At 66.2% G+C, this 15,261-nt stretch carries 15 protein-coding genes and 1 pseudogene; 12 read left to right on the plus strand and 4 right to left on the minus strand.

The window, feature by feature from the left end:
* Window positions 1-13: 13 nt before the first annotated feature.
* The 3 genes from FHS31_RS07945 to gatC form a co-directional block, all read right to left on the minus strand.
* Window positions 14-1,468: an oligosaccharide flippase family protein gene (locus FHS31_RS07945; RefSeq protein ID WP_167072827.1), complete on the minus strand. Its 1,455-nt coding sequence runs from the start codon at window positions 1,466-1,468 to the stop codon at window positions 14-16.
* Window positions 1,469-1,488: 20 nt separating this feature from the next.
* A complete protein-coding gene (gatA, locus tag FHS31_RS07950; RefSeq protein ID WP_167072828.1) occupies window positions 1,489-2,970 on the minus strand; it encodes an Asp-tRNA(Asn)/Glu-tRNA(Gln) amidotransferase subunit GatA in 1,482 nt (493 codons plus the stop codon).
* 139 nt (window positions 2,971-3,109) lie between these two features.
* Window positions 3,110-3,397 carry an Asp-tRNA(Asn)/Glu-tRNA(Gln) amidotransferase subunit GatC gene (gene gatC / locus FHS31_RS07955; RefSeq protein WP_167072829.1) on the minus strand — a complete coding sequence of 96 codons (288 nt, stop codon included), beginning with the start codon at window positions 3,395-3,397 and terminating at the stop codon, window positions 3,110-3,112.
* 109 nt (window positions 3,398-3,506) lie between these two features.
* Between gatC and FHS31_RS07960 the strand changes: the two genes are divergently transcribed.
* The 10 genes and pseudogenes from FHS31_RS07960 to FHS31_RS08005 all read left to right on the plus strand — a co-directional run bounded on the left by FHS31_RS07960 (window position 3,507) and on the right by FHS31_RS08005 (window position 11,391).
* Window positions 3,507-4,646, plus strand: a complete 1,140-nt coding sequence (locus tag FHS31_RS07960) for a DUF3089 domain-containing protein (protein ID WP_208408618.1) — start codon at window positions 3,507-3,509, stop codon at window positions 4,644-4,646.
* Window positions 4,643-5,110 carry a Holliday junction resolvase RuvX gene (ruvX, locus tag FHS31_RS07965; protein WP_167072830.1) on the plus strand — a complete coding sequence of 156 codons (468 nt, stop codon included), beginning with the start codon at window positions 4,643-4,645 and terminating at the stop codon, window positions 5,108-5,110. Before FHS31_RS07960 ends, ruvX begins: the two co-directional genes overlap by 4 nt.
* Window positions 5,107-5,799 (plus strand): hypothetical protein, encoded by a 693-nt coding sequence (locus tag FHS31_RS07970; RefSeq protein WP_167072831.1) that lies wholly within the window; start codon window positions 5,107-5,109, stop codon window positions 5,797-5,799. The genes ruvX and FHS31_RS07970 overlap by 4 nt, the downstream gene beginning before the upstream one ends.
* 168 nt (window positions 5,800-5,967) lie before the next feature.
* A complete protein-coding gene (locus FHS31_RS07975; RefSeq protein WP_167072832.1) occupies window positions 5,968-6,297 on the plus strand; it encodes an ArsR/SmtB family transcription factor in 330 nt (109 codons plus the stop codon).
* A 9-nt stretch (window positions 6,298-6,306) separates the two neighbouring features.
* Window positions 6,307-6,738: an arsenate reductase (glutaredoxin) gene (arsC, locus tag FHS31_RS07980; RefSeq protein ID WP_167072833.1), complete on the plus strand. Its 432-nt coding sequence runs from the start codon at window positions 6,307-6,309 to the stop codon at window positions 6,736-6,738.
* Window positions 6,735-7,403, plus strand: coding sequence for an aquaporin (locus FHS31_RS07985; protein WP_167072834.1), 669 nt, complete (start codon window positions 6,735-6,737; stop codon window positions 7,401-7,403). The genes arsC and FHS31_RS07985 overlap by 4 nt, the downstream gene beginning before the upstream one ends.
* Window positions 7,400-8,143 (plus strand): annotated as a pseudogene (gene arsH / locus FHS31_RS07990) (arsenical resistance protein ArsH). The gene FHS31_RS07985 and the pseudogene arsH overlap by 4 nt, the downstream one beginning before the upstream one ends.
* Before the next feature lie 61 nt (window positions 8,144-8,204).
* Window positions 8,205-9,188: an aspartate carbamoyltransferase catalytic subunit gene (locus tag FHS31_RS07995; RefSeq protein ID WP_167072835.1), complete on the plus strand. Its 984-nt coding sequence runs from the start codon at window positions 8,205-8,207 to the stop codon at window positions 9,186-9,188.
* Complete coding sequence (locus FHS31_RS08000) at window positions 9,182-10,402, plus strand: dihydroorotase (RefSeq protein ID WP_167072999.1); 1,221 nt, start codon at window positions 9,182-9,184, stop codon at window positions 10,400-10,402. The genes FHS31_RS07995 and FHS31_RS08000 overlap by 7 nt, the downstream gene beginning before the upstream one ends.
* A complete protein-coding gene (locus FHS31_RS08005; protein WP_167072836.1) occupies window positions 10,399-11,391 on the plus strand; it encodes an SPOR domain-containing protein in 993 nt (330 codons plus the stop codon). The genes FHS31_RS08000 and FHS31_RS08005 overlap by 4 nt, the downstream gene beginning before the upstream one ends.
* A 100-nt stretch (window positions 11,392-11,491) precedes the next feature.
* On the opposite strand, the gene serB is transcribed toward FHS31_RS08005, so the two are convergent.
* Window positions 11,492-12,379, minus strand: coding sequence for a phosphoserine phosphatase SerB (gene serB / locus FHS31_RS08010; protein ID WP_167073000.1), 888 nt, complete (start codon window positions 12,377-12,379; stop codon window positions 11,492-11,494).
* A 22-nt stretch (window positions 12,380-12,401) separates the two neighbouring features.
* Here serB and miaA point away from each other — a divergent pair, with 22 nt between their 5' ends.
* Together miaA and ilvB are read left to right on the plus strand one after the other, a co-directional pair.
* Window positions 12,402-13,232 (plus strand): tRNA (adenosine(37)-N6)-dimethylallyltransferase MiaA, encoded by an 831-nt coding sequence (gene miaA / locus FHS31_RS08015; RefSeq protein WP_341786315.1) that lies wholly within the window; start codon window positions 12,402-12,404, stop codon window positions 13,230-13,232.
* A gap of 290 nt (window positions 13,233-13,522) precedes the next feature.
* Entirely contained in the window at window positions 13,523-15,259 is a 1,737-nt protein-coding gene (gene ilvB, locus FHS31_RS08020; protein ID WP_167072838.1) for a biosynthetic-type acetolactate synthase large subunit, read from the plus strand.
* The last annotated feature ends 2 nt before the right edge of the window (window positions 15,260-15,261 follow it).

Below are 15,261 nucleotides of genomic sequence, written 5' to 3' on the forward strand. Positions count from 1 at the left end.
GATGGGTTTGGCTTTAGGCTGAGGCGCGGCGCAGGCGGCGGCGGACGATCGCCTCGCCGTGCAGATAATAAGGATGGCGGGTGAGCGCAGCGGCGAGCAGCCAGCAGATGATGCTCGACAGGATCGCCAGCGCATAGCGGCCTATCGAGAGCTCGTTCGGCCAGGCCCAATGCCGCATCAGCAGGAAGGGCGGCACGGCGGCGGCGATCGTCAGCACGCCGTTCCACGCATAGAGGCCCACCCAGCGATCGATCCGCAAAGCCCCCAACCGCTGCATCACCGCCAGATAGAGCAACGCGGTGATCGCCGAATCCGCGACCTTGGCCCACAGCGCCTGGAACAGCCCGAAGTGGCTGCCGATGGTCATTAGGACGATCGCATAAAGCGCGTGCGCCAGTTCCAGCCAGGCGTTTTGCGTCAATTTGTCGTGGACGGTCAGCACCTCCATGCCGCCGGTGCGCGCGGCATCGATCGCGAAGACCAGGCACAGCCACGGCAGCACCTCCCCCGCGATTCCCCATTGCGGGCCATAGATCAGCCGCACGATGGGCTGCGCGAGCACCGCCATCCCCGCCGCCGCCGGCCAGCAGAGAAAGATCAGCCCACCGCACAATTCGCGGACTTCGTGATCCAGCGGGCTGCCCTCGTTCACGCGGCGATAGAAACTCGGCACCAGCGCGCGCGCGATCGAGGTCTGCAGCGTGCGCGATATCATGTCGATCGTCGCGGTGGCGCGGTTGTAATAGCCGAGCGTCGCGATGCTGAGTTCGCGGCCGATGATCAAATCGGGCACGCGCATCGATCCGGTCTGGCCGAGCACGAGCAACAGGTTGCGGCTACCGAAGCTGCGGACCTCGGCCCAATGTTCAGCATGCCGCCCGGGCCGGATCCGGTAATGCCACGCCAGTGTCGGCACCGCTACGATCAGCGACAGCAGGCCATAAGCCAATAATCCCGCGACCAGCGCATAGACGCCCCAATGCAGCCAGACCTGCGCGATGACCGAGACGATCGTCTGCGCGGCGGTCTTGCCGATCATCAGCCCCGAATAGGCGCGGAAACGGCCATCGCGCAGCCACAGCCCATCGAGCATGGATTCCGGCCCGCTCAGGGCCGGCATCAGGGCGACCAGGAATGTCACCCAGCCGACTGTGGTGCTGTGCGCGAACCATCCCGCGACTGGCGACAGCACCATGATGATCAGCGTCGCCGCAATGCCCTGAAAGCTGGTCACGGCATAAGCGGTATTGAGCTTCGCGGTGCTGATCTCGCGTTCGCGCAGCACATAAGTGCTCATGCCGGTCTGCAGCAGCCACTGGACCATGCCGTAAATGGTGATGCCGAAGGCGAAGGCGCCGAAATCGGTCGGCGACAGCAATCGACCGAGGATGACGGTCGATACCATCGAAACGAAGAGGTTCACAAAATTGCCACCCACGCTCCAGACGAGCGTGCGGGGCGCGCTCATCCGGGGTGCGTCGGCGCTTTTTACCACCAGGGATCGGGCCGCGCGGTGAAGCCCGCGCGCTGCTCGATCGCGAGACCCGCATCGAGCACGCCCTGTTCGTCGAGCGGCTTGCCGATGATCTGCAGGCCTAGCGGCAGGCCCTGCGCGTCGAGCCCCGCGGGCACCGACATGGCGGGCAGGCCGGCGAGGCTGGCGGGCACGGTGAACACGTCGTTCAAATACATCGCCAGCGGATCGTCGCTCTTCTCGCCCAATGCGAAGGCGGCGGAGGGCGCGGTCGGCGTCAGCAGCAGATCGACCGTCTCGAACGCCTGCTCGAAATCGCGGGCGATCAAAGCGCGGACCTTCTGCGCCTTGGTGTAATAAGCGTCATAGAAGCCCGCCGAGAGCACATAGGTGCCGATCATGATGCGGCGCTTGACCTCAGGCCCGAAGCCGTCGGCGCGGGTGGCGGCATACATGTCCTGCAGGTTCGCGCCCTCGGGCAGATCGCGCAGGCCGTAGCGTACGCCATCGTAGCGGGCGAGGTTCGACGAGGCCTCGGCGGGGGCGATGATATAATAGGTAGGCAGCGCGTAATGCGTGTGGGGGAGGGAGACCTCCACCACCTCGGCGCCCGCATCCTTGACCAGCGCGATGCCCCTTTCCCACAGAGCATCGATTTCCGCGGGCATATTATCGACCCGATATTCCTTGGGAATACCGATCGTCTTGCCCTTGAGACTGCCGTTGAGCGCCGCCTCCCAGGCGGGGACGGGCACGTCGAGAGAAGTGGCGTCCTTCCTGTCGAAGCCGCTCATCGCCTCCAGCAGGATCGCGCAATCGCGCACGTCCCTGGCCATTGGGCCGGCCTGATCGAGGCTGGAGGCGAACGCCACCACGCCCCAGCGCGAGCAGCGGCCATACGTGGGCTTGATCCCGCAAATGCCGGTGAAGGCGGCGGGCTGGCGGATCGATCCGCCAGTATCGGTGCCGGTCGCTGCGGGCACCATCCGCGCGGCGATGGCGGCGGACGATCCTCCCGATGATCCGCCGGGCGCCAGCGCCGCATTGCCGCCGTCGTTGCGCCGCCAAGGGCTCAGCACATTGCCGAAATAGCTCGTCTCGTTGGAAGAGCCCATCGCGAACTGATCCATGTTGAGCTTGCCGAGCATTCCGGCGCCGGCAAGGAACAGCCGCTCGGTGATGGTCGATTCATAGGTCGGCACGAAGCCTTCCAGGATATGGCTGGCGGCGGTGGTCTGCACGCCTTCGGTGCAGAACAGATCCTTGATGCCGAGCGGCACGCCGGAAAGCGGGCGGACAGCGCCGCTCTCCCGCTCCTGATCGGCGGCGTCGGCGGCGGCGAGCGCATGTTCGGGCGTCTCGACGATGAAGGTGTTAAGCGCACGCCCGGCCTCGACCGCCGCGACGAACTCCTCCGCAATCTCGCGTGCGGTGAACTCGCCGTCGCGGAAGCCGTCGCGGATTTCGGCAACCGTCAGATCGGTGGCGTTGGTCATGCCACGGCTCCATTCGGGCCATCCAAAACGCCGTTCGGGCTGAGCCAGTCGAAGCCCTGTCCTCCTTCTGCGTGACGGCAGACAAAGAAAAACAGCCCTTCGACAAGCTCAGGGCGAACGGAGGAGAGGAAGGCAGTCACTATTCGATCACCTTGGGCACGGTGAAGAAGCCGTGTTCGGCCTGGGGTGCGTTGGCCAGCACCTTGTCGCGGATGTCGCCATCGGTGATCTTGTCCTCGCGCAGGCGCAGCGTGTTGGGAATCACCGCGGTCATCGGCTCGATGCCGTCGGTATCTACCTCGCCAAGCTGTTCGACCCAGCCGAGGATATTGTTGAGCTCGGGCACCAGCGCCGCCACTTCCTCTTCGGAAGCGGCAATGCGCGCGAGGCTAGCGATCTTGCGGACGATGGTGGCATCTACGGACATCGCCGCGCGCTAGCATCGCCCCCCAAGGCCTTCAAGCGGCCATCACGGCGCGCGCCGCCGTTGGACGGGTCGGCCGTTGCGCGCTACGCACTTGCCGTGGCCGCAGCTTATGCTGCACTGCACAAAGGATGCTCCGCTGCTCGCCCGAAAGTTCCTTTATGTCATCGCCGCGCTGATTATGCTGACGCTTGCCGGAGGGATTGGCTGGAACCTGTTCCAGGATCAGATCATGCGCTGGACGTTCGTGCCGAGCGGCGCGTTCAAGGCGCCGGCGGGGCGGATCGATTATGCCAAGGCGGAAAGCTGGGCGGCGCGGCCGCACATGCCGAATGATCCCTCGCGCTGGGTGCCCGAGGGCTTCACGGCGACCCGCGATCCTCAGGTCTCGGTCTTCTTCGTCGCGCCGACCACCTATCTCAAGAAAGACCAATGGAACGGCCCGATCGACGATCGCGAAGCCAACGGGCGGTTGACGCTGTTCATCGGCAGCCAGGCGGGCGCGTTCAATGCGGTCGGCGAGGTGTGGGCGCCGCGCTACCGCCAGGCGACGGCGGGCGCGTTCCTCACCGATGAGAAGGCGGCCGGCCAGGCGCTGGATTTCGCTTATGGCGATGTCGAGCAGGCGTTCGACGCCTTCCTCGCGGCGATCCCGCCCGATCGGCCGATCATCCTCGCCGGGCACAGCCAGGGATCGCTGCACCTGATGACCCTGCTGGCGAGGCGGGTGGCGGGGACGCCGATCGCGCAGCGGATCGTCGCGGCCTATCTGATCGGTTGGCCGGTGTCGGTGACGGCGGATCTGCCGAAGCTCGGCCTGCCGGGTTGCTCCCGCGCTGCAGAGCCGGGCTGCATCCTCGCCTGGCAGAGCTTCGCCGAACCCGCCGATCCCGGCCTGATGCTAAAGGTCTATGACGCGACCAACGGGCTAACCGGCAGCCCGCGCAAGGGCACGCCGATGCTGTGCGTCAATCCGCTGACCGGCGCGCCGAACAGTGCCGCGCCTGCCGCCGCCAACCTGGGCGCGCTGGTGCCGCGCGCGGGCATGAGCGGTGCGGACGTCGCCAAGGGCATCATCCCGGCGCGCTGCGATCCTCAGGGCATCCTGCTGATCGGCGATCCGCCGACCGGCTATGGCACGTACGTCCTGCCCGGGCAGAACTACCACATCTTCGATTATGCCCTGTTCTGGGCCAACATCCGCGCCGACGCCGAAGCGCGGACCATCGCCTTCCTCGTTGCGCGCAAATGATCACCGCGACCGGCGCCGATTTCGCTGCCGCACTGCCGGAAGGCGGGCGGCTGGCGGGGCTGGATGTCGGCACCAAGACGATCGGGGTGGCGTTCTGCGATGCCCGCTGGTCGATCGCCAGCCCGGCCGAGACGATCCGCCGCACCAAGTTCATGGCGGACAAGGCCGCGCTGGTTGCGCTGCTGACGCGCCAGCAGGTGAGGGGCCTCGTCATCGGCCTGCCGCTCAATCTCGATGCCAGCGATAGCCCGCGCACCCAATCGGTCCGCGCCTTCGCGCGCAACCTTGCCGACCTCGATCTGCCGATCCTGCTGTGGGACGAACGCTGGTCCACCGCCGCCGTCACACGGACCCTGATCGATGCCGACGCCAGCCGTGCCCGTCGCGCCGAACTCGTCGACAAACTCGCGGCAAGCTACATCCTGCAGGGCGCGATCGATGCGATGGTGGGGGGAATGCAGTGAAGGCTTGGTGGCTGGCGGCGTTCGCGCTGCCGATGGCGGCGCTGGCGCAGGAGCCGCCTGCGGCAAGCCCCACGGACGAGATCGTCGTCACCGCGATCAAGGGCCAGTGGAGCCTCGAAGGCAAGCACATCCGTGCCGCGCAGGCGGCATTCCTCGCCGGACGGGAGCGTTACGCGCCGGGCAGCCGCATGTTCTTCCAGGTCTATGCCAAGGGCGGCGCTTCGGCGGACGGACTGCGGCTGACGCTGCGCAATGGCGACGAAATTCGCGAGGTGCCGGTCGATGCCGAGATGCGCTTCGGCATCCCGCCGCTCGATAGCGATGATTGGCGCCTCACCGTCAACCGCACACCCGCGCAGATGGGCGTGAAGCTCTGGATCCTCTCGCCGGACAGCAGCGAGGCGGATCGCAAGCTGGGTGACCTGCGGCTCTATTGCCGCGTCGGCTGGGCGCTGCTCAAGGATCGTTTCAACTTCATTCAGCGCGCCGGCTTCGAGGCGATCGGCGGCTGCGATTCGAGCCGGATCGGCCTTTACACCAGCGCCTCGCGCCCGCTCGCGTCCGCCGCCATCGTCGCCCCGGACGGCGCCTCCCGCCCGCTCGATATCCTCAAGGGCACCCGATACCGCATCCCAGTCGCCGACAAGACCCTGCCCGATACGGCGCGCGTGAAGCTGACCTATCGCTGAGGTTGCGGGGCGCTGGCGGCTATTGCGCGTGTTCCGACCGGCCAGGTTTTTAGGGAACGAGCGGCGCACTAGCGCGCTTCCAACCTCTGAGCTGATCGGCAATGGCTAAAACATCGGATATTACCGATGCATCTTGCCGCTCGAATTTACATCGGTTATTACCGATGTATGGAAACCGATGCCGCACTTTCCGCTCTAGGCGCATTGGCGCACCCCACACGGCTCGACGCCTTCCGCCTGCTCGTGCGGCACGAACCGGAGGGCTTGCCCACCGGTGCACTTGTCGAGGCTAGTGGCCTGACCCAAAGTACGTTTTCGACCCACCTCGCAGTCTTGGCAAAAGCTGGGCTCGTCCGGGCCGAGAAGCAAGGTCGCCACCAAATCCAGCGTGCCGAGATCGCCGTTCTCACCGCCCTTATGCTCTTCCTTGCCAAGGATTGCTGTGGCGGTCGCGCCGATCTGTGCGAGCCGCTTCTCGCTGAACTCACCTGCTGCTGAGGACGTGCCGTGACCGACATCATCATCTATCACAACCCCGCCTGCGGCACGTCACGCAATGTCCTTGAGCTCATCCGCAACAGCGGCGTCGAGCCGCACGTCATCGAGTATCTGAAGACGCCGCCAGCCCGCCCGCTGCTGATGCAGATGATCGGTCGCAGCGGTATGAAACCCCGTGACCTGCTGCGCGAGAAGGACACGCCTTACGCCGATCTAGGCCTAGGCGATGAAAGCCTTACCGACGACGCACTGATCGATGCGATGATGGCTCACCCCATCCTCATAAACCGACCGCTCGTGATTACGCCGCTAGGCGTGAAGCTATGCCGCCCGTCGGAGACCGTGCTGGATATACTGCCGGACGGCCAGCCCTGCGCCTTCGCCAAGGAGGATGGCGAACAGGTCGTCGATGAGTTCGGTCGCAGAGTAAACGGGACGTGATCCGGCGGGCCATCCTCTCCGAAACGCTCGGCAGCCTCCTCCTTTTTGCGACCGTCATCGGATCAGGCATCATGGCCGAGCGACTGGCTGGCGGAAACGTCGCCATCGCGCTTCTCGGCAACACGCTTGCGACGGGCGCAATTCTCTTCGTGTTGATCACCATGCTGGGGCCGGTCTCGGGTGCGCATCTCAACCCTATCGTTTCTCTGGTCATGCGGTTGCGCGGGCATATCAGCACCACCGTGGCGATCGCCTATGTCGCGGCGCAGCTCTTCGGTGGCGTCCTCGGCGTCTGGCTTGCGCATCTCATGTTCGATGCGCCCGTGCTTCAGCTCGCGCACAAAGTGCGCACCGGCCCCGGTCAATGGACTGGCGAGGCCGTCGCCACGTTCGGCCTGATCCTGACGATCCTGGGGACCGCTAAAATGCGGCCCGAGCACATCCCAGCCAGCGTCGCGCTCTATATCACGGCTGCCTATTGGTTCACCTCTTCGACCAGCTTCGCCAACCCCGCCATCACCATCGCGCGATCGCTGAGCGATAGCTTCGCCGGCATCGCGCCGTCGAGCGTGCCGGGCTTCGTCGTCGCGCAAATCGTCGGGGCGCTTGCCGCGCATGTCGTGGCCGGTTCGCTCTTTCCCGAACACAGAGCGAAAGCGATATGAGCCGCCTCCGCGCCCTGTCCGATCCCGATCACCTCCCCGCATTGGACCGATCATTTGCGATCGACCGACCGGGGCTGGGCCTCGGGGCCGATCAGCCGCCGCCAAGGATCCTGCTGCTCTATGGCTCGCTCCGCGAGTGATCCTTTTCCCGCCTGTGCGTCGAAGAGGCGGCGCGGCTGCTCCAGCTATTCGGTGCCGTGACCCGCATTTTCGATCCAAGCGATCTGCCTTTGCCGGATCAGGCCGCCGGTGACGACCATCCGGTCATTCACGAATTGCGCGAGCTTTCGATGTGGTCGGAGGGCCAGGTCTGGTGCAGCCCTGAGCGCCACGGCCAGATTACCGGCGTGATGAAGACGCAGATTGATCACCTGCCGCTGTCGATGGGCGGCATGCGTCCCACGCAAGGCCGGACGCTCGCCGTCATGCAAGTGTCGGCAGGATCGCAGTCGTTCAATAGCGTGAACACGCTGCGCATTCTCGGCCGCTGGATGAGGATGTTCACGATCCCAAACCAATCGTCAGTCGCGATGGCCTATAAGGAATTCGGCGATGACGATCGTATGAAGCCTTCCGACTATTACGATCGGATCGTGGACGTGATGGAAGAGCTGGTTCGGTTCACGATCCTGATGCGGCCACATGCCAACCAACTTGTTGATCGCTATTCCGAGCGCAAAGCGGCCGGACGGAAGATCGTCTCCGAGGATCACTCCGCAATTGCGATCGGTCGCAGCTAACGCCGTCCCGCCATCCGCCGCGCTTGAGGTTCGGGTCCGGAACGGGTAGCAGGCGGCTTTAATGCCTGCCGCCCCGCCTTCCTCTGAAGAGACGTTCGGCGCGCTGCTGTTTCCGCACAGGCATCTGCTCGGCATCGCCGGCCTTGGCCCGCATGAAATCCTCTTCCTGCTCGATGAGGCGGAGCAGTGGATCGCGCTCAATCGCGGCGCTGCCAAGCATGACAATCGCCTCGCCGGGCTTACCCAGATCAACGCCTTCTTCGAGAACAGCACCCGCACGCTGCTGAGCTTCGAGATCGCGGGCAAAAGGCTGGGCATGGACGTGGTCAACATGCACGCCGCCACATCCAGCGTGAAGAAGGGCGAGACGCTGATTGATACCGCGATCACGCTCAATGCGATGCGGCCCGATGTGATCGTCATCCGCCACGAAGCCTCGGGCGCGGTGCAGCTGATCGCCGACAAGGTGGATTGCCCCGTGCTCAACGCGGGTGACGGGCGGCACGAGCATCCAACGCAGGCCTTGCTCGATGCGCTCACCATCCGCCGCCGCAAGGGCCGGGTCGCGGGGCTTACGATCGCGATCTGCGGCGACGTGCTGCACAGCCGGGTGGCGCGATCGAACATCCTCGCGCTCGGTACGCTCGGCGCGGACGTCCGTGTCGTCGGCCCGCCGACATTGCTGCCGCCGCAGGTCGAGCGGATGGGCGTCACCGCCTTCACCGATTTCGATGCGGGCCTTGAGGGCGCGGACGTGGTGATGATGCTCCGCCTCCAGCGCGAGCGGATGGCCGGCGGCTTCGTGCCCTCCGAACGCGAATATCACGCGCTTTACGGCCTCACGCCCGAACGGCTGGCGCGCGCTGCGCCCGATGCTCTGGTGATGCATCCCGGGCCGATGAACCGGGGGATCGAGATCGCCAGTTCGGTAGCCGACGATCTCAACCGATCGGCAATCCCCGAACAGGTGGAGATGGGCGTGGCGATGCGCATGGCCTGTCTCGATGTGCTGACGCGCGCGCGGCGCGGGGTGGCGGGCTGGTGAGCGCGCTGGCAATTCTGGGCGGGCAGGTGGTCGCGGGCGGCACGGTAGCGCCCGGTGGAGTGCTGGTGCGCGATGGCCTGATCGCGGGCGTCGGCACTTTCGCGGTGCCCGACGATGCCGAGACGATCGACGCGGGCGGCAAGCTGATCGCGCCGGGGATCATCGATGTCGGCGTGTTCGCGATCGATCCGGCGGCGTTCAGCGCGGGCGGAATCACGCGCGCGGTGCTGATGCCCGATCAATCGCAACCGCTCGATGCGGTGGCGCTGATCCAGCATGCAGTGACAGCGGGCAAACCGGACGTCTGGGTGCATCCGCTCGCGGCGGCGACGCAGGGATTGAAGGGCACCGACCTTGCCGAGATCGGGCTGATGGCGCGGGCAGGGGCCTGCGGCACCGCGACCGGGCGCGGCTGGATCGCCGACAGCGGCGTGATGCAACGGCTGCTGAGCTATGCCGGCGCGCTGGGGCTGGTGACAATCTCCCATGCCGAGGATGCCGGCCTCGCGGGCAGCGCGGTCGCCACCAATGGCGAGGCGGCGACACGCATGGGCCTTCCCGCCGCACCCGCCGAGGCCGAGGCGCTGGCGGTGGCACGCGATCTGCTGCTGGTAGAGGTGACGGGCGCGCCGCTGCACTTCCGCCAGCTTACCACGGCGCGCGCGCTCGATCTGGTGCGCGATGCCAAGCGGCGGGGATTGCCCGTGACGTGCGGGATCACGCCCGCGCATCTGCTACTGTCCGATGTCGCAATGGGCGATTTTCGCACGTTCACCCGCCTCTCGCCGCCGCTCAGGAGCGAGGACGATCGCCAGGCCTGCCTGCGCGCGCTGGCCGATGGCACAATCGATATTCTCTGCTCCGGCCACGATCCGCGCGGGCCGGAAGCCAAGCGCCTGCCCTTCGTCGATGCCGAACCGGGCATGGCGGGTGCGGAAACGCTGCTGAGCCTCGGCCTCGGGCTGGTGCGCGATGGCACGATCGCGATGCCCCGCCTGTTCGATCTGCTCAGCGCCGCCCCCGCAAAGCGCTTCGGTCTCCCCGGCGGCGCGATCGCGGTGGGCGCCGAGGCGGACCTGATCCTGATCGATCCCGAGGCACCGTGGCGGATCAGCTCGGAAAAAATGGTGGCGCAGGCGGGCAACACGCCGTTCGATGGCCTGCCCGTGCAGGGTCGGATCAACCACCTGATCAAGGGAGGCGTGCGCTTATGAGACGGTTGCTGGCGATCGGGATGCTTATGGCAGGTATCGCGCAGGCGCAGGGCTGGCAGCCTTATTCGCCCGCGCTGGTCGCATCGGCGCAGGCGGGCGATCCGGCGGCGCAATATGCGCTGGGCGAGGCGTACCGTTCGGGCAACGGCGTGCAGGCCGATCGCGAGCAGGCGCTGAGCTGGTTCAAGAAGGCCGCGCCGAACGACACGCGCGCCGCCGATGCGCTGGGCGTGCTGTTGTTCGTCAAGGGTGAGCGCAAGCAGGCGGTGCCCTTGCTGCAGGCGGCGAGCCAGCGCGGCAATGCGCAGGCGCTCTACATCTTGGGCACCGCGCGCTTCAACGGCGATTACGTGCCCAAGGACATCGGCGCGGCCTATGCCGAGATGCGCCTCGCTGCGCAGAAGGGCCTGCCCGAAGCGCAGCGCAGCCTGCAGCTGATGGAGCCCTATGTGGATGCCGACGCCCGCGCTCGCGCCGATCAACTCGCCGCGCAGCCAGCCGGCCCGGAGACCGGCGCGCTACCCGTACCGCCGCCCCCGGTCGCGCGTGCCGCTGCGCCGCCGGTGCGGACGGTGAAGACGCCTTATGTCGCGGCGACGCCGTCGGTCGCGCCAGTCGCTTCGGCCACGACGTCCGCCGCCGATCCGATCCCTCCCGTTTCCACAGGCCCTGCGCCGCTTGCGACGATCGAGTTGCCGCCATCAGCGCCGACGGCCGCCGCGCCGATACACACCGCCTCCGCGCCCGTGACGGGCGGCTGGCGCGTCCAGCTCGCTGCGGTCGCATCGCCGGCCGCCGCCGAAAGCGAGTGGGTACGGCTCAAGCGCAAGGCCCCCGATCTCGCCGCATTGGATCACGCCGCCGTGCCCTCGGGCTCCATGACGCGGCTGCAGGCGGTGGGGATCGCCAGCAAGGCAGAGGCAAGCGCGCTGTGCCAGAAACTGGTCGCTGCGGGCCTCGGCTGTTTCGTGGTGGCGCCTAGCTCTTAGACCCCGTTCGCCCTGAGCGTGTCGAAGGGCCGCTCTTCTTTGTTGGCCCGAAGAAGGGAAGGACGGTGCTTCGACAAGCTCAGCACGAACGGCTTTTAGGTCAGTCGGTCACCCACACACTCCGCGCATACCCCTGCGCAAATAGCAGCGCATGCAAATCCCGATGCTCGATCCGCGCGCCCGCCGCCGCGGCGGTCTTAGGCTTGGCGTGATAGGCGATACCTAGGCCCGCTGCCTGGATCATCGGAATATCGTTGGCCCCGTCGCCCACCGCCAGCGTCTCCTCCGGCTTGATACCGAGAGCCGCCACCTCTGCCAGCAAGGTCTCGCGCTTGGCGTCCGCGCCGACGATCGGCTTGCGCACCGTGCCACTGAGCTTGCCGTCGGCGATATCGAGCACGTTGGAGAGCATCCGATCGAAGCCGATCGCTTCGCCGACCCGATCCGCGAACACCGTGAAGCCCCCCGACACCAGCACCGCGCGGGCGCCATGCGCCTTCATCGTCCGCACCAGGGTCCGTGCGCCGCCCATCAGCACCACACGCTCGGTATAACAGCGGTCGATCACCGCCGCGTCGAGCCCCGCGAGCAGCGCGACGCGCGCATCCAGCGCCTGCTCGAACTGCAGCTCACCACGCATCGCGCGCTCGGTCACTTCGGCGATCTGCGGCTTGATGCCGGCATAATCGGCGAGCTCGTCGATGCATTCGATGGTGATCATCGTCGAATCCATATCGGCGATCAGCAATTTCTTGGCGCGATGCGCGCGCGGCTGAACGATCACGTCCACATCCGGCAGCAGCCCTTCGAGCACCGCCCGCGCACCGGCCACATCCAGCCGCCCAAAGAACAGGTCCGCCGCCTCACCCGCGTCGATCCAGCTGGTCTCGGATACCATCCCGCCCGCGCCGCCAATCGCATCGCGCGCTGTCCCCAGATCGGCGGGCGTCAATCCGCCGGGAGATGCTATCAGCGTGGCGATGAACATGTTCGGATCCTCAAAACCAAGGGTGGCGCTCATTGCAGGGCCGACCGCCAGCGGCAAGTCGGCGCTGGCGATGGCGCTCGCCGAACGGGAGGGCGGCACGGTGATCAATGCCGATGCCAGCCAGGTCTACTGCGATCTTCGCATCCTCACCGCTCGGCCCTCGGCGGAGGAAGAGGCGCGTGTGCCGCACCGGCTCTACGGCTATCGCGCCGCCGACGACGCCTGTTCGGCGGCGGACTGGGCGGAGGATGCCAGGGCCGCGATCGCCGCCGTGCTGGAGGAGGGCAGGCTGCCGATCCTGGTCGGCGGCACGGGGCTCTATTTCCGCGTACTGCTCGATGGCATCGCGCCGGTGCCCCCAATCGATCCCGCCGTCCGCTCAAAGGTTCGGGAACTGGCACCTGCGGCGGCGCATGCGGCGTTGACGATCGAAGACGCGGCCGCCGCCGCGCGTCTGCATCCTCATGATACCAGCCGCACCCAGCGCGCGCTCGAGGTGGTGCGCTCTACAGGCAAACCGTTGGCTGTCTGGCAGCAGGCGCGGGTCGGCGGCATCCGCGAGTCGATCACGCCGGAGGTCACGAAGGTCGATCCGCCGCTCGCCGATCTCTACGCGCGCTGCGATGCCCGGGCAGAGACGATCCTGGATGCGGGCGGCATCGAAGAGGTGCAGCGGCTTCTCAGTCTCGGTCTCGAACCCTCCCTCCCGATCATGCGCGCGATTGGCGTGGCGCCCATTGCGGACTTGCTCGCCGGAAATAGCGGTCAAGAACAAACGCTTGATCGTCTTCGGCAAGCGACGCGCAATTATGCCAAGCGCCAGAGGACCTGGTTTCGCAACCAGCCACTGTAACGTCCCGTGGCCGTCGCCGCTTCGGTTTCGGCCAACATCTTCGTGCCCGACATGGGGGATGCCGATCCTAGGGCTTCGGCACTGTCAGCACCGTGATCCGTCGTCATCGCAGCCGGGAGCGACCGCCGGCTTCATCGGGATAGCTCTGGACAAATATATGTGCGCTAGGGCAGGTTCAACGTACTTTTATATCATTGGAACGTATTTAGCGTAATTAAATTACCAAAGGGGCTTTGACACGCAACTTTCTTGCCTCTAACCGGTCGCTTCCCAAGCGAACTGGACGAATCATGGCGGGCGAACGCACCGGCGCGGACATATTGATCGAGACCCTGGTCGATCTCGGAGTCGAAGTGATCTTCGGCTATCCGGGCGGCGCGGTGCTTCCGATCTATGACGCCTTGTTCAAGCAGGACAAGATTCGCCACATCCTCGTTCGCCAGGAAGGCGGCGCGGCGCATGCGGCGGAGGGCTATGCGCGCTCCACCGGCAAGCCCGGCGTCGTGCTCGTCACCTCGGGCCCCGGCGCGACCAACGCGGTCACCGGCATCGCCGATGCGCTGATGGATTCGATCCCGATGCTGGTGATTACGGGGCAGGTGCCCACCGCGCTGATCGGATCGGATGCCTTTCAGGAATGCGACACGGTCGGCATCACGCGCCACTGCACCAAGCATAATTATCTGGTGAAGGATCCGGCGCGGCTGGAAGGCGTGATCCGCGAGGCCTACGATATTGCCACCAAGGGACGCCCCGGCCCCGTGCTGATCGATCTGCCCAAGGATGTGCAGGTCGCGGCGGCGGCGAGCCTGCCGCAGCCCGCGCCCTATCGCCCGCAGACCGAACCCGATCCCGCAGCGATCGCGACGGTGGTGGAGATGCTGGCCGCGGCCGAGCGTCCGGTCTTCTACACCGGCGGCGGCGTTATCAATGCCGGGCCGGAGGCGACCGCCGCGCTGCGCGATCTCGCCGCACTGACCGGCGCGCCCGTGACGTCCACGCTGATGGGGCTTGGCGCGCTGCCCGCCTCCTCGCCACAGTGGCTGGGTATGCTCGGCATGCACGGCACCTACGAAGCCAATCATGCGATGAACAAGGCGGACCTGATCATCGCGATCGGCGCGCGCTTCGATGATCGCGTCACCGGGCGGCTGGATGCCTTCGCGCCGCACGCGCGCAAGGTCCACATCGATATCGATCGCTCCTCGATCAACAAGATCGTCCGCGCCGACGTCGGCATCGTCACCGATGCGGGCCGGGCGATGGAGGCGATCGCGGCGCTGTGGCGGCAGCGTGGGCACCAAAAGCCCGATCTCTCCGACTGGTACGCCCGGATCGATGGCTGGCGCGCCGTTCGCAGCCTCGATTTCCCGGCATCCGCCAAGGAGATCATGCCGCAGCACGCTATCCGTCGGTTGTGGGAGGCGACCAAGCATCGCGATCCGATCATCACCACCGAAGTCGGCCAGCATCAGATGTGGGCCGCGCAGCATTTCGGTTTCGAAGCGCCGAACAAGTGGCTGACTAGCGGTGGCCTCGGCACGATGGGCTATGGCCTGCCCGCCGCGATCGGCGCTCAGATCGGCAATCCCGATGCTTTGGTGATCGATATCGCCGGCGAAGCCTCGATCCAGATGAACATCCAGGAGATGGCGACCGCGACGCAGTACCGCCTGCCGATCAAGGTCTTCATCCTCAACAACGAATATATGGGGATGGTCCGTCAGTGGCAGGAACTCACCTATGAAAGCCGCTACTCGCACAGCTATTCGGACTCGCTGCCCGATTTCGTGGCGCTCGCCGAAGCCTATGGCTGGAAGGGCATGCGGATCGAGGATCCGGCGGCGCTCGATGGTGGCATCGCCGAGATGCTGGCCTATGACGGCCCGGTGATGGTCGATTGCCGCGTCGCCAAGCTCGCCAACTGCCTGCCGATGATCCCCAGCGGCGCCGCGCACACGGATATGATCCTGCAGGCCAACGAGGTCAGCGGGACGATGGATGATGAGGCGAAGGCACTCGTCTGATG

This window comes from Sphingomonas vulcanisoli (assembly GCF_011761305.1).
In the GTDB taxonomy this organism is placed as follows: Bacteria; Pseudomonadota; Alphaproteobacteria; order Sphingomonadales; family Sphingomonadaceae; genus Sphingomonas_I; species Sphingomonas_I vulcanisoli.